Origin of the sequence: Mesorhizobium sp. B2-6-4, from assembly GCF_006441495.1 — a bacterium.
Classification (GTDB): domain Bacteria; phylum Pseudomonadota; class Alphaproteobacteria; order Rhizobiales; family Rhizobiaceae; genus Mesorhizobium.
On the sequence record NZ_VFUE01000010.1, the window covers coordinates 1 to 22,951 of the forward strand.

Here is a 22,951-nt window from a genome sequence, read left to right on the forward strand (position 1 = left end):
AGGACATCAACAAGGGTTTCGACCTCATGCATGAGGGCAAGTCGATCAGGAGTGTCGTGGTTTACTGAGGGCGGCCCCACGCCGCGGGCAACGGGCCCGCGACCTCTGTGGTCAAAAATGGGAGGAGAAAAGCATGGCGGAAAAACTGCATCCGAAAATCGACAATGGTCTGCCCAGGGAGAGTGCGAGCTTTATCGGCGGCACGCTGGTCTGCGCCTGTACCAGCAATCCGGTCAAGGTGAAGGTCAAGGGCCAGATCGCCCACAACCACGCCTGCGGCTGCACCAAATGCTGGAAGCCCGAAGGGGCGGTGTTCTCGGTGGTGGCCGTAGCCGGCACCGGCGACGTCACCGTCACCGAGAACGGCGACAAGCTGAAGGTGGTGGACCCGAGCGCGTTGATCCAGCGCCATGCCTGCACCGGCTGCGGCGTCCACATGCATGGACCCGTCGAGCGCGACCATCCGTTCAAGGGCCTGTCCTTCATCCATCCCGAGCGCTTCGAGGAGGATGGCTGGTCGCCGCCGGGCTTTACCGCCTTTGTCTCCTCGATCATCGAATCCGGTGTCGACCCGAGCCGCATGGACAGCATTCGCGGCCAACTGAAATCGATCGGCCTCGAACCTTATGACTGCCTCAACCCCGGCCTGATGGACTATATCGCCACCTGGACCGCCAAGAGGTCGGGAGCGCTTCCGGCCTGACGACCATGAGATTTGAGGCATGGGGCCGGACGGGTTGCCGGCCCCATGCTCATTTGGAGAGACAATGCCCGCACCCGCCATCCTCGTCGACGCAGACGCTTGCCCGGTCAAAGCCGAAGTCGAAAAAGTTGCCGAGCGCCACGGCGTCGTCGTCACCTATGTTTCCAATGGCGGCCTGCGCCCCTCCCGCGACCCCATGATCCGCAATGTCGTCGTGTCCAAGGGTGCCGACGCCGCCGACGACTGGATCGTCGAAAACGCAAAACCCAACGACATCGTGGTGACCGCAGACATTCCACTGGCCGCACGCACGGTGGCGCTCGGGGCCCATGTATTGGGGCCGACCGGACGTCCCTTCACGCCGGAAACGATCGGCATGGCGGTGGCGATGCGCGACTTGAAGCAGCATCTGCGCGAGACCGGCGAAAGCAAGGGCTACAATGCCAGCTTCGCACCGCAAGACCGCTCACGGTTTCTCGGCGAACTCGACCGCATCTTGCGGCGCGCTCTAAAATCCGCCACACCGCAATAGAAGCCCAGCGCCATTCGGAACCATCATGGCCGCCGAAATCCCCTCCAGCACGCCCATGCACCGGCACATGCTGTTCGCGGTGTCGGCTTGTGTCGGCGTCTTTGCGCTTCTGATGGCGCTGCTGCTTCATGCGCCGCTCGCCTATTCGATCGGCGCCAACGCCTTTTTTGCCGCCTATGTCACGCTGGTGGTCGCCCAGATGCCCAAATTCACCGGCATCTATCTCAGCAAGAATGCGCGGGCCGCCGATCAGCCCGTGCTGGTCATCTTCGCCGTAACGCTGGTCGTCGTTGGCGTTGCCATCACAGCACTGTTCCAGTTGATCAACCAGAAAGGCAGTTCGAACGCGATGGAGCTCGGCTTCGCGCTGCTATCGATACCCCTCGGCTGGTTCACCATCCACGCCATGGCGGCATTGCACTATGCGCATGTGTACTGGATGGACGGCGACCTGGTCGATGCCGGAACCAAGAAGAAAATCCCGGTCGGCGGCTTGCTGTTCCCCGGCGACAAACGGCCGGAAGGCTGGGATTTTCTGTACTTCTCGACGGTCATCGGCATGACGGCGCAGACCGCCGACACCAACATCTCGACAACCCACATGCGCCGCGTCGTGCTTGTTCATTCGATCCTGTCGTTCTTCTTCAACACGGTCATCGTCGCCGCCGCCGTCAATCTCGCCGTCAGCCTGGGCGGCCCTTGAGCTTCGATCTGATATTTTCGTGATCGATGAAACATCGGCTTGGCTGGCGACGTATCAGGAGGAGAATGATGCAGACAGCGGCCGCGCCGGATGGAACGGCCAGGAAGCGAGACCAGATGGAATCGGTTGCCATGAACCAACCCGCCGCCAGCGCGGACAGTGACGCTACGAAGGCCACGACATTGATCTACCGGCAATCGGCCTGGACGCGGCTGACGCACTGGCTGTGGGCCATCTCGCTGTTCTTCATGCTGCTTTCCGGCCTCCAGATCTTCAACGCCCGTCCGCAGCTCTATCTCGGCAAGCAGTCCGGCTTCGACTACAACAACACCGTCTTCGCTATCGGCGCCGAGAACACGAATGCCGGGCCGCGCGGCTATACCGAAATCCTCGGATACCGCTTCGACACCACCGGCGTGCTCGGCTGGTCTGGGCCGGCAGGACAAGAGACGCCCCGCGCCTTCCCGTCCTGGGCGACGATCCCATCATACTACGACCTCGGCACGGCACGCGTCGTGCATTTCTTCTTCGCCTGGGTGCTGACGACGACGCTGCTTGCGTGGCTGGTCGCCAGCCTGGTCAACGGCCACATCAGACGTGACCTCGCCCCTCGCCTGGACGATCTCAGGCGCCTGCCGCAAGATATCGTCAATCACGCCAGGCTGAAGTTCCACCACACGCGCGAATACAACACGCTGCAGAAAATGGCCTATGGCGGCGTGCTGTTCGTGCTGTTGCCGCTGATGATCCTCACCGGGCTCGCAATGTCGCCAAGCATGAATTCGGTGCTGCCGTTCCTCAACGACCTGCTCGGCGGCCGGCAGACGGCGCGCACCATCCATTTCACCGTCATGGTGCTGCTCGTGGGCTTCTTCATCATCCATATTCTGATGATCGTCGCCGCCGGCCCGCTCAACGAACTGCGCTCGATCGTCACCGGATGGTATCGGACCGACCCGCCGGCGCATCATGACGCAAAATCCTCCGAAAGGAGCGCCTGACATGGCAAAATTCGAGATCAACCGCAGGAAATTCCTGACCGCGGCCAGCCTTGGCCTTTCCGGTATCACGCTTTCAGGCTGCGATGCCTTCGACAGCCAGCTCGGCGTGGGCGGCGGGCTGCGCAGCTTCCTCGAAAATGCCAACGATCTCACACACCGCGCGCAACGTCTGCTCGCGGGCCGTGATTCGCTGGCGCCGGAATTTACTGAAGCCGATATCCGTCAGCCGATGCGCCCCAACGGGGTGACGTCACCCGACGACGATACCTACAAGACCCTGCTCGCCAACAACTTCGCCGACTGGCGGCTGGAGGTCTCGGGCCTGGTCGAAAAGCCGCTGTCGCTGACCCGCGAGCAGCTCATGAACATGCCGAGCCGAACGCAGATCACCCGCCATGATTGTGTCGAAGGCTGGAGCTGCATCGCCAAATGGACCGGCACGCCGCTGTCGCTGGTCCTCGACCAGGCGGTGGTCAAACCCGAGGCGCGCTACGTCATGTTCCATTGCCTGGACACGATCGACCGCAGCCTGTCGGGCGACATCAAATATTACGGCAGCATCGACCTCATCGACGCCCGCCACCCGCAGACGATCCTGGCCTACGGCGTCAACGGCAAGCCGCTGCCGGTCGAGAACGGCGCGCCGCTGCGTGTCCGGGTCGAGCGCCAGCTCGGCTACAAGATGCCGAAATATCTCTACAAGATCGAGCTGGTCGACGGCTTCGCCGCCTTAGGAGGCGGACGGGGCGGTTATTGGGAAGACAATGGCTACGACTGGTATGGCGGGATCTGATCGCAATCGGCACGATGCCGCCATTTTATTTTGCACGTCGCATGCAGGTGACAATCCGTCGTTGACGGGCTATGGATGACGAGTCGAGGGCTTTTGCGAGCCCTACCTGTTTGCGGGAGAGAGCAGCGAGAGCTGCCGCCGAAGGGGAAATCGCCCGAAATCTCTCAGGCAAAAGAACCGTAGACGGGAAAGACACTCTGGAAAGTCGGGGCCTGCCCCCGCGCCGAAGGTGTAAGCGCTGCCGACAGAGTTACGGGGCGCGAGTCTCTCAGGCTTCAGACAGAGGGGCACGGACTGGTCGCCATTCGCGACCGATTGCGTGCGACTCTGGAGAACACATGACGGGCGACACCAAACACCTTCCTCTCGAAGACGTCCACGCAGCTGCCGGTGCGCGCTTTGGCGCCTTTGCCGGCTGGTCGATGCCGCTGACCTACCCGGCCGGCGTCATGAAGGAGCATCTTCACACCCGCGAACATGCGGGCCTGTTCGACATCTCCCACATGAAACTGTTCAGGGTCAGCGGGCCGGGCGCGATTCCCCTGCTCAACCGTGCCTGTCCGCTCGATGCGGGCGCGCTCGAAATTTCACAGTCGAAGCTGACGTTTTTCCTGAACGAGGCCGCGGGCATCCTGGACGATCTGATCGTCACCCGGCTGGGCGATACCAACTTCATGGTCGTCGCCAATGCCGGCAACGCGATCGCCGACGAGAAGCATTTGCGCGAGCTTGCGACCGACTTCGACGTCAAGGTCGAACCGCTCGATCGGGTCTTCCTCGCCATCCAGGGTCCCGAGGCCTGGGCGGCGCTTTCCCGCGCCGGTATCGAGACCGGGTCGCTGCTGTTCATGCATGGCATTGAACCGCGAGAGAACTGGTTCATGAGCCGGTCCGGCTATACCGGCGAGGACGGCTTCGAGATCGGCCTGCCGGAGGCAGACGCGCGCGGTCTCGTCGCGAAACTGCTCGAAGACGAGCGCGTGCTATGGATCGGCCTTGCCGCCCGTGACAGTCTGCGGCTGGAAGCCGGCCTGTGCCTACACGGCCAGGACATCACCACGCAAACCGATCCCGCAAGCGCGGCGCTGATGTGGGCCATCCCGAAGGACATCCGCGCCAACGGCACTTTCATCGGTGCCGACACGCTGCGCGCCGCCGTCGAGCGCGGCTCTGCCCAGAAGCGCGTCGGCCTGAGGCCGGATTCCCGCCAGCCGGTGCGCGCCGGCGCCACGCTCTTCGATGCCGACGGCAATCCCGCCGGCCACGTCACCTCGGGCGGCTTCGGTCCGTCTGCCGGCCATCCCGTCGCCATGGGTTATGTCCCGACACCGCTGGCAAAACCCGGAACTCGGGTTTTCGCCGACGTGCGCGGAACGAAGATACCTGTCGACGTTTCTTCCCTGCCCTTCCTCCCGCATCGCTACCGCAAAGGATAATTTTCAGATGGCAAAGACCTATTTCACCGCCGATCACGAGTGGCTCAGCGTCGAGGGCGGCATCGCCACCGTCGGCATCACCGACTACGCGCAGGAGCAGCTGGGCGACCTCGTCTTCGTCGAACTGCCGGAAACAGGCAAGAAGCTCGCCAAGGGCGACACCGCCGTCGTGGTCGAATCCGTCAAGGCGGCCTCCGACGTGTACGCGCCGGTCGACGGCGAGATCACCGAGGCCAACGCGACGCTGTCGTCCGACCCGTCGCTGGTCAATTCGGCGGCGACCGGCGCCGGATGGCTGTGGAAAATGAAGCTTGCCGACGAAAGCCAGCTCGCCAGCCTCATGGATGAGGCCGCCTACAAAGCCCATATCGGCTGAAATCAGGACGCATTGACATGACCGCAGCACCCTACCCCTTCTCGGCCCGCCATATCGGACCCGGCATTGCCGATGTGAGAGCCATGCTGGCCGTCATCGGCGTGCCCTCAGTGGAGACGTTAATCAGCCAGGCCGTGCCGAGATCGATCCGCCTCGACCAGCCGCTGTCCCTGCCCGCGCCGGCCAGCGAAGCCGAAGCGCTGGCCGAATTGTCGGCGACCATGGCCCGGAATACGGTTCTGAAGAGCTTCATCGGCGCCGGATATCACGGCGTGCACGTGCCGCCGGTCATCCAGCGCAACCTGTTCGAGAACCCGGCCTGGTACACGGCCTATACGCCCTACCAGGCGGAGATCAGCCAGGGCCGCCTGGAAATGCTGTTCAATTTCCAGACTTTGGTTGCGGAACTGACCGGCCTGCCTGTGGCATCGGCTTCGTTGCTCGACGAAGCGACAGCGGTCGCCGAAGCGATCGGCATCGCATTGCGCCATCACCGCGACAAGCGCACCAAGGTGGCTCTCGCCGGCACGCCGCACCCGCAGACGCTGGATGTGGCGCGCACCCGCGCCGAGCCGCTCGGCATCGAGATCGACGGCGAGACGATCGACGACAACACAGCCGCCCTGCTCGTCTCCTGGCCGGACACTTTCGGCGTCTATGGTGATCACAAGGCGGCCATCGACAAGGCGCGCGCGGCCGGCGCTCTGGTCGTCTTCATCGCCGACCCGCTCGGCCTGACACTGACCGACACGCCGGCAAGGCTTGGCGCCGACATTGCCGTCGGTCCAATGCAGCGCTTTGGCGTGCCGATGGGCTTTGGAGGCCCGCACGCCGCCTACTGCGCGGTTGCCGACAAATTGACCCGATTGATGCCCGGCCGCCTGGTCGGCCAGTCGACCGACAGTAAGGGCCGTCCAGGCTACAGGCTTGCCCTACAGACGCGCGAGCAGCACATCCGCCGCGACAAGGCAACGTCCAACATCTGCACCGCCCAGGCGCTGCTTGCCAACATGGCGACAGCCTACGCCATCTGGCACGGCCCCGCCGGCCTTCAGGCAATCGCCGGGCGCATCCACGCGCTGGCCAGCCGCCTGGCAGCCGGGCTCAAGGCGGCAGGCTTGCCGGTGATCGGCACGAGCCGCTTCGACACGGTGACGGTGGAGACGAAGGGGAAGACCGCGCAGATCGCCGCCGCCGCCGAAAAGGGCGGCCGGCTTCTGCGCGTCGTCGACGCCGACCGTGTCGGCATCGCCTTCGACGAGACCTCTGACGAAGCCGACCTGGAAGCCATTGCCGCCTTGTTTGGGGCCAAGCCGAGCGCGGAGGCCGCCGCCGCCATGCCCGGCAAGCCACGCGGCAAGGAGTTTCTTACCCAACCCGTCTTCCACGAGAACAAGTCGGAAACCGAGATGATGCGCTTCCTGCGCCGGCTGGCCGACAAGGACCTGGCCCTCGACCGCGCGATGATCCCGCTGGGGTCCTGCACCATGAAGCTCAATGCCGCGGCCGAGATGATGCCTGTGAGTTGGCCTGAAATCGCCAACATGCATCCCTTCGCGCCGGCCGCGCACTCGGCAGGCTACCGCGCCATGATCGACGATCTGGAAGGCTGGCTTTCGGAGTTTACCGGCTTCGATGCGGTAAGCCTGCAGCCCAACGCTGGCAGCCAGGGCGAATATGCCGGATTGCTGGCCATCCGCGCCTATCACCGCTCGCGCGGCGAGGGCCATCGCACGGTCTGCCTGATCCCGTCCTCCGCGCACGGCACCAATCCGGCGAGCGCGGCGATGGCCGGCATGAGCGTGGTCGTCGTTCGCTGCCTGGAGGACGGCAATATCGACATGGACGACATGAGGGCCAAGGCCAACGAGCATTCCAGGAATCTCGCGGCGCTGATGTTCACCTATCCCTCGACGCATGGCGTCTATGAAGAGGGCGCGCGACATCTCTGCGCCCTCATCCATGAGCATGGCGGCCAGGTCTATTTCGACGGCGCCAACCTCAACGCCCTGGTCGGCCTCGCCCGCCCGGGCGACATCGGCGCCGACGTCTGCCACATGAACCTGCACAAGACCTTCTGCATCCCCCATGGCGGCGGCGGCCCGGGTGTCGGCCCGATCGGCGTCAGGGCGCATCTGAAGCCCTATCTGCCGGGCCATGTTACCGAAGGCTCCGCGCATGCCGTGGCCGCCGCACCTTTCGGGAGTGCCTCCATCCTGCCCATCACCTGGATGTACATCCGCATGATGGGCGCTTCCGGCCTGAAGCAGGCGACCGAGACGGCGATCGTTTCGGCCAACTACGTCGCGACGCGGCTCGCCCCACACTTCCCGCTCCTTTACAAGGGCAGGAGCGACCGCGTTGCCCATGAGTGCATCCTCGACACCCGCGTGCTCAAGGAGAGCGCCGGCATCAGTGTCGAGGACATCGCCAAACGGTTGATCGACTACGGTTTCCATGCGCCGACCATGTCGTTCCCGGTCGCCGGCACGCTGATGGTGGAACCGACCGAATCCGAGCCCAAGCGCGAGCTCGACCGCTTCTGCGAGGCGATGATCGCCATCGCGGGCGAAGCGGCCAAGGTTGCGAGGGGCGAGTGGCCCCTGGCCGACAATCCGCTGGTCAATGCGCCGCACACCGCCGCGGAGGCGCTGGCCGGCCAGTGGAGCCATCCCTATTCGCGCCTGGAAGCGGCCTACCCCGCCGGAGACGCCGACATGGCGGCGAAATACTGGCCGCCGGTATCGCGCATCGACAATGTCGCCGGCGACCGCAACCTGGTCTGTTCATGCCCGCCGCTGTCGGACTATTTGGGCGCGGCCGAATAGTCTCGCAAACTATGCTGAGCGCAAGGCCGGCTTGATCGGCTCGGCCTTGCCCATCCTTTTGTGGCTGACGACGCAATTGCGGCCCGCGCGCTTGGCGGCATAGAGCGCTGCGTCCGCCTCGGCCAGCACCTCGCCGAGGCTGTTGCCGTTGGCGCCGCCAAAGCCGATGCCTCCGCTGACAGTGCTGCGCAAGGGACCGTGGGAGGTCGCAACGATCTCGGTGCCGAAGGCGACGCCGATCTTGCTTGCGAGCTCGTAAGCCCTCTCTTCGGTCACCCGGGACATGACGATCGCGAATTCCTCGCCGCCGAGACGAAAGGCGTCGACGCCCGTTCTGGCATATTTTCTGATGACTGCGGCGAAGCGGCACAGAACCTGATCCCCCACCGGGTGACCATAGATGTCGTTCGTCTTCTTGAAATGATCGAGGTCGAACATGACGACAGCCATGAACGGACCGAAGGCCCGTTCGCCATGGAGCGACATCAATCCCCGGCGGTTCATCAGCCCGGTCAACGGATCGGTCATCGTCTCGGCCTTCAGCTCGATCTGCGCCTGCAGGTGATGCAGGGAAAGCGTCAATGCGCCGAGACCGGTCATGCAGGCCACGGCCACGACCGAATTCAGGCGTTCGGCCCAGTTATCGGGGGCTGCCCCGAGCGTCCATTGCCCCTTGGCCACCAGGACGACCGCGCAAAGTGCAAACGACACCGCACAGGTGCCGCCTAGGAACGAAACCACCAGCAGGATTTTGCGATCATGACTGCCGTTGAGCCAGAACATGGTTCCGATCGCCGAGAGCAGCACTGTCACCGTTACATAGGTAACGATGAAGCCTACCCCGTCGAGACCGAGGGAAGTCACCGCCGCGCAGATCGTCATGGCGGCCAATGTCGGCAAAATGGCACGCCGGTAATCCGGCACGCCGAGATACTGCATGGCCGAGAGGCAGATGACCAGGAAACCGAGGCTGAGCAATGCAAGCGCGACCTGGCAAAGCAGCGGATCAGGCTCCTTCGTGTATCGCCAGAACAGGATGACATGCACAACGAGCACGAGAATGCCGCACCCCACCGTCAGCACGAAGCTGGCCCGGGGCGCGGCGAACCAGATCGCGAACATGGTGATGCTGAGGCAGATGCCCGACAGCGCGGCTGCGAGCAGGAGCGAACTGAAATCCAGCATATTGGGCGGGGGTTCCCTGAGCGTCGGCCTTACCGCTGCATTCTAGGTCAGCGACAGCCATCAGACATGATTTTCAACTGATCTTTCGGCTGAGACCTTCGGATAGGGTTTACAAAGCGTCGACGCCGAGTGTCCCAAAATCGTCCTCGCGACATCATGGCCACCAGACAGCCGTCAGCCCTTGTTCAGGAGGGCAAGATTGGCATCGACGACCGTGGGGTCGGCCATGCCGGCCTTGGCTTCGAGCAGCAGCGCCCTTGCCTTTTTCCTGTTGCCGCGCAGCAATTGCGAATAGCCCATATTGTTGACGATCTGCGGCTTGCGCCCGGCGATCTTGAGCAACTGGTCGTAGGCACGATCGGCGAAGTCGAAACGGCCGAGTTCGTCATAGGAAGCGGCGAGCCCCATCCAGGCTTCCGCATTGTCGGCCTTCAACTCGACGGCCTTGCGGAAACGCTGTTCGGCAAGGCCGTAATTCGCGTCGCGAAACTGCGCCTTGCCTTCCGCCAGATCGGATGTGCCGACGTCCTTCGCGGCCGGTTGAATGGCGGTGGTTTTGGTGGTGTCGACGCCACTCGTCGTACAACCAGACATCATCAAGACGGCCGCCATCGCGGCCATTGCCGTTAAATTGCTGTGACGCATGCCCCTGCCCCATCGCCCGGTTTTTTGCCGGGTCGTTCTTCAGGAAACACACTATTCCAGAGCAATTAAACTTAGGTGCCGAAACGCCGCCAAAATTAGGCCCTGGGTACACCAGCTATTAACCACCAGGCCGCAACGCCTCGATCACGGCCAGCGGCGTTCTCACGGTTCCAGGGCCTTGAGTCCCGCCGGAACCGTATACCGGCTGCCGTCATAGCGCAGCCGGTAGGTTTGGCTCACGGACTTGCCGGGGTGGGACTGGCACTCGCCATTGCTGTCGGGCAACGGATTGTCGGTATCCATCCGTTCGACCACCGCGATGTCGTGGTAGCCATGATGTTTGGCCGGGCTCATCGCCAGGCTCACCTGACTGATATGGAAGGATCCGGCGCAATTGGTATCGCCCTCGCCGCCATTGCCGGCCACGACCAGGCCATCGAGCACCATCCGCAGGGCATCGCCGTCCTCGGCATAGAGCCGCAGGTCGGTTTCACTGAAAGGGTTAGGCAGCGAATTGTTCGCCATTTCGATGCGCAGGCCGAAGGCGGAGACATCGGGCGCCAGCGCATACCGGCCGGTATCGAGTTCGAACTTGCGGATGGCGATGGCATCATCATTCATCAGCCCGGGCTGCAGCAGACGCTGGCGCACCTGCCGGCTTTTCCTGTCGATGACCAGAAGCTCGATATCGCCGGCATGCGCGTAGTCGCTGGGTTGCGAACTGTCCATCAGCGGCACCGCGACCAACAGCAGGGCCTCATGGGCGGGCCAGATCTTGCAGACCAGCCCCGGCGGGTCGCCAAATGCGGACGTCAGGGCGATGCTGGTGTGGGGTTCGAGCGTGAACGAGGCACCGTCAGCGCTCTTGCGGGCCTTGGGATAAGCCTGCTGCACCAGGGCAGCGGCATCGCCGCAATCGGCTGCAGCCCAGACGGGCGACAGACTGGCCGCGGCAAGGCCGAGGACAAAAGCGCGCAACAGCATTCGCATGGACTTCTCATTCATTTGCGGACTTTGCAGATCGCCGGCTTCACTGAATATCAGCAAATCCTAGTGGCCGGTCATTTTGACGATGATCGGAATGACCGCGATCATCAGCACCACCGGCAGGATGCAAACCACGACCGGCACCGACATCTTGGCCGGCAAGGCATGCGCCTTTTCCTCGGCCAGCGACATGCGCTTGTGGCGCATCTCGTCGGAAAAGACGCGCAGCGCCCCCGACAGGCTGGTGCCAAGCTCCTTGGACTGTTGCAGCAGCGTGGCGAAGGAGCGCACCTCGTCCAGGCTCAGGCGATCGGCGAGCGCCTTCAGTGCATCGTCGAGGCTGCGCCCGGCCCGCAGCTCCAGCGACACGAGCTGCAGGTTCTGGCTGAGCGACGGGTAGGTCTTTGCGAGTTCCTTCGAGACGCGCTCGACGCCCGCTTCCATGCTCATGCCGGCATCCGAACAGACGATCATCAGGTCCATGAAATCGGGGAAGCCGTTGCGGTATTCGCGCATCTTTTCCCGTATCTTCTGGGTCAGCACCAGCCCTGGCAGGAAATAGCCGGCCACGCCCGACAGCACGACGAAGGCCCAGCGGCTGGTCATCGTGGCGTCGGGGCTGGCCATCCAGCGGTTGAGCACGAAGACGGCGAGCGCGATGCCCACCATCGCCGTGAAACGGATGAGGAAGAACATGCCGACGGCGCGCGCCTCCATGTAGCCCGCCTGGATGAGTTTCAAACGCAGGCGGGCGACATTTTCAGGATCGCTCTTGGCGTAGAATTCCTGCGCCTTCTTCACCGCCTTCTCGCGAACGACGCCGGTATTCTTCTTCTGGACCGGTTCCGGCCTGGCGGCCACCGGACCGTCGTCGACCTTGAGCCTCCGCCTGACTTCGTTGCGATCGCCCTTTGCCACCACCATCGGCCAGGCAAAAGCGGCAGCGCCCACGGCCAGCAGCAGGACAGCCACCGGCATCAGCGAGGTCGGCGCGAGCGAGGCGAGGAATTCAACGACCTTCTGCATGTCAGAATTTGAAGTTCGACATTTTGAACATGATCAGATTGCCCAGCATCAGCCAGGTGACCGAGCCACCAACCATGTACCATGTCTTCGGCACGCCCCAGACGTCGCTGTAATATCCAGGCATGAATGCCATGATGGTCGTGAACAGCAGCGCCGGCACGGCCGTCAGGATATAGGCCGACAGACGGCCTTCGGTTGAAATGGCGCGCACCTTGCGGCGCAGCTTGCCGCGTTCGCGGATCGTCGTCGACAGTCCGTCGAGGATTTCGCGCAGATTGCCGCCAGAACTCGTCTGGATCGACACGGCGGTGACGAACAGCGGCAGATCCTCATGGCCGACCCTGTCGAACAGCGAATTCAGCGCCGAAACCAGATCCGAACCAAAGGTCACCTCATCGGCAATCACGCCGAACTCGGTGCCGATCGGGTCGGGCATTTCGCGCGACACCATGGCGATGGCCACCGGTACCGGATGGCCGGCCTTGAGGCCGCGCGTAATCAGTTCCAGCGCTTCCGGCAACTGCATGCCGAACCGCTTCAGCCTGCGCTTGCGCATGGAGCGCATCGCCATCACCGGCAGCACCGGCACCACCACGACAAACAGAATGGCGCCCATCAGCAGCGGCAAGCCATACCAGATGGCGGCAAGGGCCGCAGCCAGCGCCATCCCCGAAGTGATCATCAGGAACTTCGACAGCGGCATGATCATGCCCGACTGGGCGCGCAGGGCGCGAAAACGGTCAGGCGAGAACAGCGACGTGCCCGCATCGAGACCGCGCTCCTTGCGCAATTGGATCAGCACCTGTTCCTGGCTGATCCTGTTTTCCTGCAGCTTCATGCGCCGGTTGATGGCGGTGCGCCTGTCGCTGCGGCCGGCATAGAGCAGGTAAACGGCCTCGGCGATCATGATGCCGGTCAATGCAGCCCCGGCATAGACGACATAGATCGCGCTGAACCCATCCAACACCTGGTTACTCCTGCGGCCGGCCGGGTTCGAAATAGCGCCCGGGAAACTCGATGCCCATGGCGCGCAGGTCCTCCAGGAAGCGCGGCCGGATCCCGGTCGCTTCGAAATGGCCGAGGATCGTGCCGTCGGCGTCCATGCCGGTGCGCACGAAGCGGAAGATCTCCTGCATCTGGATGACGTCGCCTTCCATGCCCGTCACCTCGGCGACGCTCGTCACCTTGCGCTTGCCGTCGGAGAGCCGGGTCAACTGGACGATGATGTCGATGGCGCTGGCGATCTGGCTGCGGATCGATTGCACCGTCATCGGCATGCCGGTCATGCCCAGCATCTGCTCGAGCCGCGAAATGGCATCGCGCGGCGTGTTGGCGTGAATGGTGGCCATCGATCCTTCGTGGCCGGTGTTCATGGCCTGAAGCATATCGAAGGCCTCCTCGCCGCGGCATTCGCCGAGGATGACGCGATCGGGCCGCATGCGCAGCGCGTTCTTGACGAGATCGCGCTGCTTGAGCTCGCCATGGCCTTCGATGTTGGCCGGCCGGGTTTCCATGCGCGCGACATGCGGCTGCTGCAACTGAAGCTCCGCCGCGTCCTCAATGGTGATCAGCCGCTCGTCCTCGGGAATGAAGGCCGACAGCGCGTTGAGCATGGTCGTCTTGCCGGTGCCGGTGCCGCCAGAAATGATCGTTGTCTTGCGGGCATGTACTGCCGCAGCAAGCACTTCGGCCATGTTCTGGGTGATGGCGCCGAATTCGACCAGCCGGTGCAGGCCGAGCTTGTTCTTGGAAAATTTGCGGATCGACACCAGCGGCCCGTCGACCGCCACCGGACGGATGGCGGCGTTGAAACGCGAGCCGTCCAGCATGCGGGCGTCGACCATCGGCTGCGATTCGTCGACGCGGCGGCCGACCGCGGCAACGATTTTGTTTATGATTCTAAGCAGATGCGCCTCATCCTTGAACGGAATGTGGACCTGCTGCAGCTTGCCCTTTTTTTCGACGAAGCAGTTCTGATGGCCGTTGATCAGGATATCATTGATGTCGGGGTCCTTGAGCAGCGGCTCGAGCGGGCCGAGCCCGACCATCTCGTCGACGATGTCGTCGACCAGGGCATCGAGTTCGACGGTGTTGATCGCCATCCGCTCTTCGCGCGTCTTTTCCGACACGAAATCATGCACCTGCCGGCGCATCTCGTCCCTGGGCAGCCGCTCCAGCGCGACAAGATTGATCTCCTCGAGCAGCAACCGGTGGATACGCACGCGCGCATCGAGCACCTTGTTGGCGCTCTTGCCCGGCACGGCTTCGATTTTCGCCGGCAAGACCTTCCGGCTCGTCGGGATGACGACCGCGTGGTGCGCAACCGCCGTCGGCTCGGCGGAGCGCTGCGGACGCGCATCGCGGTTCTGCAAGGTGGAAAAGCGGCTGCTCATCCGGCCTTCCTCTTCAAAAGGCTCTTGCCGAAGCCGAACAGCGATTTCGATTTGCCCGGCGCCGCCGCCACTTCCTCCGGAAGGATGATCCTCTTCAGGTCGTTGACGACGTTGGCATTGGCATCGATCTCGTGCAGCGGCACGCCGCGATCGACGGCCTCGCGCACCAGCCGGTAATTGTTGGCGATGCCGCCGACGAAATGCTCGCCGAGGATTTCCTGGACGTCCGCCTGCTTGATGCCGCTGTCAAACATCTTCTGCTCGAAACGGTTGACGATGACGTTCGGCTTCACTTCCTTGCCGGCGGTCTCGTAGACCGCCTGGATCAGGCGTTGCGTGTGGCGCAGGCACGGTACCGTCATTTCGGCGACGATGTAGAGCTTGTTGGAGCCGAGCAGCACCGTCTCCGTCCACGGAAACCAGGTGCGCGGCATGTCGATGACGACATTGTCGAAATAGGCCGAGACGAGGTCCAGCATCCGCACCACGACGTCGGTCTTGAACGAGCGCATCTCCGCCGGCTGCGTCGGTGCGGCCAGAACACAAAGCCCGCTGGCATGCTTGGACAGCATCACGTCGAGCAATTGCCTGTCGAGACGCTCCGGCTGGTTCTCGATTTCGGTGATGTCGAAACGCGGCTCCAGGTCGAGATATTCGGCGCAGGCGCCCTGCTGGAAATTGAGGTCCACCACGCAGGTCGAGGCGCCGCGCGTCACTGAATGATGCAGCTGGAACGCGGTCTGCAAAGCCAGCGTCGTGGTGCCGACGCCGCCTGCCGCGGGCATGAAGGTATAGATCTGCGACTCGGTGTTTTCCTCACGCCCCGGCCCTTGCAGCGCACGCACCACCGAACGTACGAGATCGGCCGTGGTGATCGGCTTGACCAGGAAATCCGCGACCTTGAGCTGCACGAGGATGCGCGCGGCGGCGGCGTTGAATTCCTGGGTGACGACCACGACCGGCGCCTTGCCTTCCAGCCGACGCATGACGCGTTGCAGCGCATCGATCTCCTCAAGCTTCGCTGCGTCCATATCGACGATGATCGCGCCGAGATCGGCCTCCTGGACCTCGCCGCGAAGTTCGGTGATGTTCTTTTCCACCGTCGAGAGCTGGATGATCTCCGAGGCGGCAAACGCCGTCCGCGTGTCCTGCGCGAAGGTTCTGTCCGTCGATATGAGCAGGATTTTCCTGGTCTTGATGCCGTTTGCCATTACTTGTCAGCCTGTGATCTCGGATCAATTGTCGGCGCTGGCTTGCGATGCCTTGGCGCTGGCCGCCTGCTCGGCGGTGGCGGGTTCCGTGCTGCCGCGCTGGGCAGGCACGAGAAGCCTGGTGTTCTGGACGCCGTATTTCCAGGGATCGACCATCTGCATGACGGTGTTGGCGGCCTGGGCCTCCCCGGCGCCGCTGGTCACGCCTTCGCTGCGCACATAGTCGTCACTCGTGCATCCGGCGGTGAAGCCGGCAAGCAGCAAGGCGACGCTCGAGCTCAAGGCCAGACGCATGGCTTCAGTCCTTCGGCAGGTCGAGGAAATGCCCGACTTTGGTGGCGGGAGCGGCACGCGCGGCGCTGCCGTCAGCCAGCGCCAGCGCGCGATTGGTATCCGACGCCCTCACCTCCTCGGTGTTGTTGAGAAAATAGTCGACATTGCTGGCAGGCTGCGTGCCATCGGTCGGCTCGGCCATTTTCTTCGATGGATCCACCGGCTTGACCAGGTAAGGCGTGACGATGATCACCAGGTCCGTCTCGCGCCGCTGGTAGGATTTCGACGAGAACAGGGCCCCGAGCACAGGCATCTTGCCGAGGCCCGGTATGCGCGAGGTGGTGATGTCGTTCTGCGACTGCAGCAGCCCCGCGATCATGAAGCTCTGGCCGTTCTTCAGGTCGACCGACGTCCTGGCGCGGCGCACGATGAAGCCGGGCACCGAGATGCTGCCGATATTGTAGGAAGCCGACGCGTCGATCGAGGAGACTTCCGGCGCGATATCGAGGCTGACCAGCCCGTCCTTCAGAACGGTGGGCGTGAAATCCAGGCTGACGCCGTACTTCTTGTAGCTGACGGAAATCTTGCCGTTGTCTTCGGAAACCGGGATCGGAAACTCGCCGCCGGCCAGGAAGCTCGCCGTCTCGCCGGACCGGGCGATCAGGTTCGGCTCGGCCAGCCGACGAGCCAGGCCGCGCTCTTCCAGTGCCTTGATGGCGATGTCGATGGAAACGCCGTTCGACAGCAGCTTGCCGATGATCTCGCCGGTCCCCGCCGGCTCAATGGTGCCGGGAGCAATCGTAACGTCGCGTCCGCCCATGCCATAAGCGAAATTGGCACTGTATTTGGCGCCGAGATCCTGCCCCGCCTGGCGGTTGATCTCGACGAAGCGAACATTGAGCTGGACCTGCTGTGAGGACGAGATGTTGACCGAATTGATCACCTCCTCATTGCCGGAGAAGCGGGTAGCGATCTTGTTTGCCTTTTCGGCGGCGACCGCGTCATCCGCCTCGCCCGACAGCACGACGCGGCCATTGGCGGAGCCGACCTTGATCTTGGCGTCCGGCACGCTGGCGCGGATCGTGTCGGCCAACTGGTCGGTATCGAGCGTCACTTCGATGTCGACGGTGCCGACGAGCTGCTTGTTCTCGTCGAACAGGGCAATGCCAGTGGTGCCGAGATTGTTGCCCAGCACATAGAAGGATCTGTCGGTCAGCGGGTTGACGTTGGCGATCTCCGGATCGCCGATGACGATCTGGTAGAAAGCCGCGCTCGTCATGATCGTCTTTGGCTTGCCCTTGGCGACCTTGATCGAGGCGTTCTTGGTCGCCGAGACATAGACGATGTCGTTATCCGCCCTGGCCGGGCCGGCGAAGATGCAGGCCGACGCCATCGTCACCGCCATCGCCACGGCCCGCGCGACGTGCAACCGGCCTGTCATTCGATATTGAAGTTGCCTCAACATTGTTCCCGTCCCGTCCGGTCCCCACCGGTCCTGCTCTGGTCCCACTCAGGAACCTGATATTCCTATTTCTGGTCCCGCGCAGGAACCTGATATTCCTCGGCCGTCGTTCCACGCGTCACGATGACCGTCTTGAATTTCGGCTTCTCAGGCTCCTTTGCCATGGCGTCGAACAGCGAGCCGGCTGCGGCCTGCGCCTTGCCCGCCACCGATCCGCCAAAGGAGGAGATGGTGGTGACACCGTCCTTGCCGTCGCCGCCCTCGCTGGCGGAGCGAAGCGACAGCGACAGCGTGCCGACAGTGCGGGCCAGCGCCACTTTCTGCGCGCCTTCGGTGGTCACCTCGATGGTTATGGAATTGGCCACCTGCGGGGTTGTTTGACGCTCGTCGGCGCCCTGCCCGACGCTCAGCACCTTCGCGTCGGCAACGACGATCTCGGAGGTGATGGTCGAGCCGGCGGCGCCTTGCGCATTCTTGGCCACTTCCTGGATTTCACCGGCATCTCGCGTCAGCACGACATCGACCCGATCGCCCGGCGTGACGAAGCCGCCGACGCCCGCGATCTCGTCGGTGCGGATGGTGACGGCCCGCATGCCGGGTGTCAGCATGTTGGAGAGCGTGGCGCGGCCATTCGGGCCGGACAGCTTTGTAAGCAGCACCGGTTCGTTGACCTCGATCGGCGACAGCACCACGCGGTTGCCGTCCCCGAGCAGTCCATCGATGGTGGCGAAGGCGCCCTGCGGCAGCGAATCCTGCGGCCACGGAATTTCGCTGAGTTTCGCGCGGTCGAGATCCATGCCGTACCGCAACGGTGCATTCGCCACCACGATGGTCTTGAATTCGACCGTCGGCGCGGCGGGCGCCGCGATCGACGCGGTTTTCTCCTCGGCGTCGGCCCTGGCCTGGCGCTTGACCCAGAAATCCGCGGCAAAGATCGAGATCGCGCCGAAAACGGCGGCGATGCCGATCATCGTTATGGCCTTGCCCCTCACGCCCAAACCCCTGATGCCCGTAGTTTCTTGTTATGTTGGCTCACGCTAGGCGGCATTGTTAAAGAATCAGGAATCTTCTCGCCGGCTATCCGCCTGATTTCCGCCGGCTTGGTTATCGAATGGTTTTAGGATAAGAGGGGGTTAATCCCCGAACGTAACAGGAACCTCCGTCGCTTGGCGCTGAAAAGCGTGGCAGTATCGGCGGGTGATTCGCAGCTTGGGCTCTATGGCAGGCATGGACGACAACAACGATCTTTTCGGCAATCTGGAGAAGCAGCCGCAACCGGTTCGCACACCGGCGCGTCCGGCCGATCCGCTGGTGCAGGCGGCAGCCAAGCGTCCGGCGGCGGCGTCTCGTGACGGCTCAGAGGGCTACAGCGCCGCCGATATCGAGGTACTCGAAGGCCTGGAGCCGGTGCGGCGCCGTCCGGGCATGTATATTGGCGGCACCGACGACAAGGCCATGCACCATCTGTTCGCCGAGGTCATCGACAACTCGATGGACGAGGCGGTTGCCGGCCATGCCACATTCATCGATGTCGAGCTTTCGGCTGACGGCTTTCTCACCGTCACCGACAATGGCCGCGGCATTCCCGTCGATCCGCATCCGAAGTTCAAGAAGCCGGCGCTCGAAGTGATCATGACGACGCTGCATTCGGGCGGTAAGTTCGATAGCAAGGTCTATGAAACCTCGGGCGGCCTGCACGGCGTCGGCGTCTCCGTGGTCAATGCGCTGTCGGATCATCTCGAAGTCGAAGTCGCGCGCGGACGGCAACTTTACCGGCAGTGCTTCTCGCGCGGCATTCCGGTCAGCGGCCTCGAGCATCTTGGCGAAGTTCACAACCGGCGCGGCACCAGGACCCGTTTCCACCCCGACGAGCAGATCTTCGGCAAGGGCGCCGCGTTCGAACCGGCGCGGCTCTACCGCATGACGCGCTCGAAGGCCTATCTGTTCGGCGGCGTCGAAATCCGCTGGACCTGCGATCCCTCCCTGATCAAGGAAAAGGACACCACTCCGGCCAAGGCCGAATTCCATTTTCCCGGCGGCCTCAAGGACTATCTGAAAGCGTCGCTTGGCGACGAATTCCAGGTGACGCGCGAAATCTTCGCCGGCAAGAGCGACAGGCAAGGCGGCCATGGCTCGCTGGAATGGGCAGTGACCTGGTTCGGCGGCGACGGCTTCATCAACTCCTACTGCAACACCATCCCGACCGGCGAAGGTGGCACCCACGAGGCCGGCTTCCGCAACGTCTTGACGCGCGGCCTGCGCGCCTATGCCGACCTCGTCGGCAACAAGCGCGCCTCGATCGTCACGTCGGAGGATGTCATGATCTCGGCGGCGGGCATGCTGTCGGTGTTCATCCGCGAGCCTGAATTCGTCGGCCAGACCAAGGACAGGCTGGCGACGATCGAGGCGATCCGCATAGTCGAGACGGCGATTCGCGACCCTTTCGACCATTGGCTGGCCGACAATCCGCAGGAAGCATCGAAGCTGCTCGATTGGGTGATCGCGCGCGCCGACGAGCGGGTACGACGCCGCCAGGAAAAGGAAGTGTCGCGCAAGAGCGCGGTGCGCAAGCTGCGCCTGCCGGGCAAACTTGCCGATTGCACGCAGAATGCGGCCGCCGGCGCCGAACTCTTCATCGTCGAAGGCGATTCGGCCGGCGGCTCGGCCAAGCAGGCTCGTGACCGCGCCAGCCAGGCGGTGCTGCCGCTGCGCGGCAAGATTCTCAACGTCGCCAGCGCCGGCAACGACAAGCTGGCCGCCAACCAGCAGATTTCCGATCTGATCCAGGCGCTTGGTTGCGGCACGCGGTCGAAATACCGCGACGAGGATCTTCGCTACGACCGCGTCATCATCATGACCGACGCCGACGTCGACGGCGCTCACATCGCCTCGCTGCTGATCACCTTCTTCTACCAGGAGATGCCGAACCTGGTTCGCGGCGGACATCTCTATCTGGCGGTGCCGCCGCTCTACTCGATCCGGCAGGGCGGCAAGGTCGCCTATGCGCGTGACGACGCGCACAAGGACGAATTGCTGCGCACCGAGTTCACCGGGCGCGGCAAGGTCGAGATCGGTCGCTTCAAGGGCCTGGGCGAAATGATGGCCGCGCAGCTCAAGGAGACAACCATGGATCCGAGGAAGCGTACGCTGCTCCGCGTCGATGTGATCGATGCCGAGGCCGCCACCAAGGACGCGGTCGATGCGCTGATGGGCACCAAGCCGGAGGCTCGTTTCCGGTTCATCCAGGAACGCGCCGAATTCGCGGAAACGGAAGTGCTGGATATCTGAGCGCAGGCCGGTCGATCAAGGCTTGCGGAGACGCGCGTGTGAGCTGGCAACGGCTGAATGGCTATTTCGAAGCGGGTCTTGCCGGGCTGACACAGCCGACCCGGTCGGACTGGATCTTCGCCTTGCGCACGGTCTCGGCCGGCCTGATCGCGCTTATGGCCGCCTACGCCCTCAAGCTCGATCACCCGCAATGGGCGATGATGACGGTGTTCATCGTTGCCCAGCCGGTCGCCGGCATGGTGTTGGCGAAAGGCTTTTATCGGTTGCTCGGCACGCTGGCGGGCGGTGTTGCCGCAATTGCCATCACCACTGTCTTCGGCACGAATCCCTGGGTGCTGGTGACGGTGCTTGCCCTATGGATCGGCCTCTGCACCTTCGTCTCGTCGCTGCTGCGTAACCCGGAAGCCTACGGGGCGGCGCTGGCCGGCTACACCGCCATGATCATCGGCTTGCCGGCGTTTGGCCAGCCGCATCTCGTCGTCGACCTCGCGGTCGCGCGCTGTGCCGAGATCGTACTCGGCATTGTCTGCGCCGGCCTGACCAGTCGGCTGATCCTGCCCAAATTGGCCAGCGAGGCCATCATCTCGCGGCTGAAGCGCTGCATTCTCGACCTTGCCACCTATGCCGGCGGCGCCTTTTCCGGCGGCGACACGGCAATGCTTTCCGGCCTGCATCGGAAGCTGGTCGCCGACACCCAGACGCTCGCCGAGATGCGCGCCTATGCCAGGCTGGAGGCCCCGAGCTTCGCGCCGCGCGCCCATCCGGTCCGGCGCACCATTGGACAACTGCTTTCAGCCCTGTCCGCGGCCCGCGCGCTGCATTCACACGCCGCACCGAAGAACGCGGCGCTCATTCCGGTGCGCTCGGAGCTGCAAGCCCTCGTCACTGAAATGGCGGCGACGCCGGGCGCGCTCGACGATACGGCGCCCTGGCTGGCACGGCTCGACGCGATCGGCGCCAAAGCGAAGCAAATGCCCGACGCCTTGGCCGACCAGGACGGCGACAGGGTCGGCACCGTCACCCGGCTCACGATCGCCGCCGATTTCGCCGAAGCGCTGAAGCAGACGCTGCGCGGTCTCGATGCCTTGCGTGCGCCCGTCACGCGGCCTTCACGCGAACGCAGCCCCCCGGCGCTGGTTGTACATCGCGACTATCACGGGGCGAGCCGCAACGCGGTCCGCGCGGCACTTGCAACGCTGCTGGTCGCCGCTTTCTGGCTGACGACGAGATGGTCGGAAGCCGCCGGCACGGTCATTCTGGTTGCCGTCGTGTCGAGCTTGTTTGCCGCCCGCCCCGATCCGGTGCGGGTAGCCTGGGGGTTCTTCCAGGGAACGCTGTTGGCTCTGCCCTTTGCCTTTCTCGTCGGCCAGATCGCGCTTCCCGTTTTTCCTGGTTTCGGCTGGTTCATGCTGTTCGTCGTACCGATCCTGGTGCCGGCGGCGCTCGCCATGGCCAATCCCCGCTATGTCGGCGTGGCGACGGCCTTCGCCATCAATTTTCTTGCTTTCCTCAGCCCGCACCAGGCGATGACCTACGACCCGGGCCCGTTCTTCGCCGGCTCGGCCTCGATCCTGGTCGGCATCCTTTTGGCAATCGGCGTCTTCATCATCGTGCTGCCCGCCGACCCATGGCTCGCGGCGCACCGCATCGTGCGGGCCATGCGCGAGGATCTGGCGCGGCTTTGCCTGCACGAGCGCGTGCCGAGGCGTTCGGCCTTCGAGAGCCTCGCCTATGACCGCATCAACCAATTGATGCCGCTGGTGCAGACCAGCGGCAGGAAGGGTGAAGCGGTTCTGGGCGGCAGTGTCGCCGCCGTCACCGTCGGTCTGGAGATCCTGCGGCTGCGTGCCGCGCAGCAGGCGCACGCGGTTCCGGCCGAGACGACGCTTTCGATCGCCAACTTCCTGCGTGGACTGGCACGCGAACTGCTCTTCCGCGCCCCGGGCGACCCGCAGACAGCCACCATTGCCGTCGCCCGGCAGTATGCCGCCGGCATCGCTCAGCGAAACGCCACTGGTGAAATGCTCCAGATTGCGGCGTCACTACGGATTGTCGCGGCGGCGATGGAGGATTTTCCGGATTTTTTTTCCAGGGGCAGAGCTTAGGCGA

Annotated in this window: 20 protein-coding genes and 1 riboswitch; of the genes, 10 read left to right on the forward strand and 10 right to left on the reverse strand. The window is 63.6% G+C overall.

The window, feature by feature from the left end:
• Positions 1 to 133: 133 nt before the first annotated feature.
• The 8 genes from gfa (at position 134) to gcvP (ending at position 8,372) form a co-directional block, all read left to right on the forward strand.
• Positions 134 to 703, forward strand: coding sequence for an S-(hydroxymethyl)glutathione synthase (gene gfa / locus FJ426_RS15015; RefSeq protein WP_140495858.1), 570 nt, complete (start codon positions 134 to 136; stop codon positions 701 to 703).
• A gap of 64 nt (positions 704 to 767) precedes the next feature.
• A complete protein-coding gene (locus FJ426_RS15020) occupies positions 768 to 1,235 on the forward strand; it encodes a YaiI/YqxD family protein (protein WP_140495857.1) in 468 nt (155 codons plus the stop codon).
• 25 nt (positions 1,236 to 1,260) lie between these two features.
• Positions 1,261 to 1,938 (forward strand): DUF1345 domain-containing protein, encoded by a 678-nt coding sequence (locus tag FJ426_RS15025; RefSeq protein ID WP_140517015.1) that lies wholly within the window; start codon positions 1,261 to 1,263, stop codon positions 1,936 to 1,938.
• A 116-nt stretch (positions 1,939 to 2,054) separates the two neighbouring features.
• The gene (locus FJ426_RS15030; RefSeq protein ID WP_140561532.1) at positions 2,055 to 2,939 is read left to right on the forward strand and encodes a cytochrome b/b6 domain-containing protein; all 885 of its coding nucleotides are present in this window, start codon (positions 2,055 to 2,057) and stop codon (positions 2,937 to 2,939) included.
• Between the two features lies 1 nt (position 2,940).
• Entirely contained in the window at positions 2,941 to 3,732 is a 792-nt protein-coding gene (locus FJ426_RS15035; protein WP_140561471.1) for a molybdopterin-binding protein, read from the forward strand.
• 103 nt (positions 3,733 to 3,835) lie between these two features.
• A riboswitch (glycine riboswitch) is annotated at positions 3,836 to 3,922 on the forward strand.
• 148 nt (positions 3,923 to 4,070) lie between these two features.
• Positions 4,071 to 5,168 (forward strand): glycine cleavage system aminomethyltransferase GcvT, encoded by a 1,098-nt coding sequence (gene gcvT, locus FJ426_RS15040; RefSeq protein WP_140633499.1) that lies wholly within the window; start codon positions 4,071 to 4,073, stop codon positions 5,166 to 5,168.
• Between the two features lie 7 nt (positions 5,169 to 5,175).
• A complete protein-coding gene (gene gcvH / locus FJ426_RS15045) occupies positions 5,176 to 5,544 on the forward strand; it encodes a glycine cleavage system protein GcvH (protein ID WP_140495853.1) in 369 nt (122 codons plus the stop codon).
• Between the two features lie 17 nt (positions 5,545 to 5,561).
• Entirely contained in the window at positions 5,562 to 8,372 is a 2,811-nt protein-coding gene (gene gcvP / locus FJ426_RS15050) for an aminomethyl-transferring glycine dehydrogenase (protein WP_140561474.1), read from the forward strand.
• A 9-nt stretch (positions 8,373 to 8,381) separates the two neighbouring features.
• On the opposite strand, the gene FJ426_RS15055 is transcribed toward gcvP, so the two are convergent.
• The 10 genes from FJ426_RS15055 to cpaB form a co-directional block, all read right to left on the reverse strand.
• The gene (locus FJ426_RS15055) at positions 8,382 to 9,557 is read right to left on the reverse strand and encodes a diguanylate cyclase (protein WP_140495851.1); all 1,176 of its coding nucleotides are present in this window, start codon (positions 9,555 to 9,557) and stop codon (positions 8,382 to 8,384) included.
• 174 nt (positions 9,558 to 9,731) lie between these two features.
• Positions 9,732 to 10,202 (reverse strand): hypothetical protein, encoded by a 471-nt coding sequence (locus FJ426_RS15060; RefSeq protein WP_140495850.1) that lies wholly within the window; start codon positions 10,200 to 10,202, stop codon positions 9,732 to 9,734.
• A 162-nt stretch (positions 10,203 to 10,364) separates the two neighbouring features.
• A complete protein-coding gene (locus FJ426_RS15065) occupies positions 10,365 to 11,192 on the reverse strand; it encodes a hypothetical protein (protein WP_181167409.1) in 828 nt (275 codons plus the stop codon).
• Positions 11,193 to 11,252: 60 nt separating this feature from the next.
• Positions 11,253 to 12,215, reverse strand: coding sequence for a type II secretion system F family protein (locus FJ426_RS15070; RefSeq protein ID WP_140561476.1), 963 nt, complete (start codon positions 12,213 to 12,215; stop codon positions 11,253 to 11,255).
• Between the two features lies 1 nt (position 12,216).
• The gene (locus FJ426_RS15075) at positions 12,217 to 13,182 is read right to left on the reverse strand and encodes a type II secretion system F family protein (RefSeq protein ID WP_140495848.1); all 966 of its coding nucleotides are present in this window, start codon (positions 13,180 to 13,182) and stop codon (positions 12,217 to 12,219) included.
• Positions 13,183 to 13,186: 4 nt separating this feature from the next.
• Positions 13,187 to 14,608, reverse strand: a complete 1,422-nt coding sequence (locus FJ426_RS15080) for a CpaF family protein (protein WP_140495847.1) — start codon at positions 14,606 to 14,608, stop codon at positions 13,187 to 13,189.
• A complete protein-coding gene (locus FJ426_RS15085; protein ID WP_140561477.1) occupies positions 14,605 to 15,819 on the reverse strand; it encodes a response regulator in 1,215 nt (404 codons plus the stop codon). Before FJ426_RS15085 ends, FJ426_RS15080 begins: the two co-directional genes overlap by 4 nt.
• Positions 15,820 to 15,843: 24 nt before the next feature.
• Positions 15,844 to 16,113 (reverse strand): hypothetical protein, encoded by a 270-nt coding sequence (locus FJ426_RS15090; RefSeq protein ID WP_140520992.1) that lies wholly within the window; start codon positions 16,111 to 16,113, stop codon positions 15,844 to 15,846.
• A 4-nt stretch (positions 16,114 to 16,117) separates the two neighbouring features.
• The gene (locus tag FJ426_RS15095; RefSeq protein WP_224680410.1) at positions 16,118 to 17,497 is read right to left on the reverse strand and encodes a type II and III secretion system protein family protein; all 1,380 of its coding nucleotides are present in this window, start codon (positions 17,495 to 17,497) and stop codon (positions 16,118 to 16,120) included.
• A gap of 122 nt (positions 17,498 to 17,619) precedes the next feature.
• On the reverse strand, positions 17,620 to 18,546 hold the full coding sequence (gene cpaB / locus FJ426_RS15100; RefSeq protein WP_246675040.1) for a Flp pilus assembly protein CpaB: 927 nt from the start codon (positions 18,544 to 18,546) through the stop codon (positions 17,620 to 17,622).
• Positions 18,547 to 18,781: 235 nt separating this feature from the next.
• On the opposite strand from cpaB, the gene parE reads away from it, so the two are divergent.
• Together parE and FJ426_RS15110 are read left to right on the forward strand one after the other, a co-directional pair.
• Positions 18,782 to 20,842: a DNA topoisomerase IV subunit B gene (gene parE, locus FJ426_RS15105; RefSeq protein ID WP_140648970.1), complete on the forward strand. Its 2,061-nt coding sequence runs from the start codon at positions 18,782 to 18,784 to the stop codon at positions 20,840 to 20,842.
• Between the two features lie 38 nt (positions 20,843 to 20,880).
• Positions 20,881 to 22,947 carry an FUSC family protein gene (locus tag FJ426_RS15110; RefSeq protein ID WP_140685940.1) on the forward strand — a complete coding sequence of 689 codons (2,067 nt, stop codon included), beginning with the start codon at positions 20,881 to 20,883 and terminating at the stop codon, positions 22,945 to 22,947.
• The last annotated feature ends 4 nt before the right edge of the window (positions 22,948 to 22,951 follow it).

Coding starts and splice junctions, on each gene's coding strand:
- gfa (WP_140495858.1), top strand. CDS start 134: ATGGCGGAAAAACTGCATCCGAAAATCGACAATGGTCTGCCCAGGGAG.
- FJ426_RS15020 (WP_140495857.1), top strand. CDS start 768: ATGCCCGCACCCGCCATCCTCGTCGACGCAGACGCTTGCCCGGTCAAA.
- FJ426_RS15025 (WP_140517015.1), top strand. CDS start 1,261: ATGGCCGCCGAAATCCCCTCCAGCACGCCCATGCACCGGCACATGCTG.
- FJ426_RS15030 (WP_140561532.1), top strand. CDS start 2,055: ATGGAATCGGTTGCCATGAACCAACCCGCCGCCAGCGCGGACAGTGAC.
- FJ426_RS15035 (WP_140561471.1), top strand. CDS start 2,941: ATGGCAAAATTCGAGATCAACCGCAGGAAATTCCTGACCGCGGCCAGC.
- gcvT (WP_140633499.1), top strand. CDS start 4,071: ATGACGGGCGACACCAAACACCTTCCTCTCGAAGACGTCCACGCAGCT.
- gcvH (WP_140495853.1), top strand. CDS start 5,176: ATGGCAAAGACCTATTTCACCGCCGATCACGAGTGGCTCAGCGTCGAG.
- gcvP (WP_140561474.1), top strand. CDS start 5,562: ATGACCGCAGCACCCTACCCCTTCTCGGCCCGCCATATCGGACCCGGC.
- FJ426_RS15055 (WP_140495851.1), bottom strand. CDS start 9,557: ATGCTGGATTTCAGTTCGCTCCTGCTCGCAGCCGCGCTGTCGGGCATC.
- FJ426_RS15060 (WP_140495850.1), bottom strand. CDS start 10,202: ATGCGTCACAGCAATTTAACGGCAATGGCCGCGATGGCGGCCGTCTTG.
- FJ426_RS15065 (WP_181167409.1), bottom strand. CDS start 11,192: ATGCGAATGCTGTTGCGCGCTTTTGTCCTCGGCCTTGCCGCGGCCAGT.
- FJ426_RS15070 (WP_140561476.1), bottom strand. CDS start 12,215: ATGCAGAAGGTCGTTGAATTCCTCGCCTCGCTCGCGCCGACCTCGCTG.
- FJ426_RS15080 (WP_140495847.1), bottom strand. CDS start 14,608: ATGAGCAGCCGCTTTTCCACCTTGCAGAACCGCGATGCGCGTCCGCAG.
- FJ426_RS15085 (WP_140561477.1), bottom strand. CDS start 15,819: ATGGCAAACGGCATCAAGACCAGGAAAATCCTGCTCATATCGACGGAC.
- FJ426_RS15090 (WP_140520992.1), bottom strand. CDS start 16,113: ATGCGTCTGGCCTTGAGCTCGAGCGTCGCCTTGCTGCTTGCCGGCTTC.
- FJ426_RS15095 (WP_224680410.1), bottom strand. CDS start 17,497: ATGGCGGTGACGATGGCGTCGGCCTGCATCTTCGCCGGCCCGGCCAGG.
- parE (WP_140648970.1), top strand. CDS start 18,782: ATGGACGACAACAACGATCTTTTCGGCAATCTGGAGAAGCAGCCGCAA.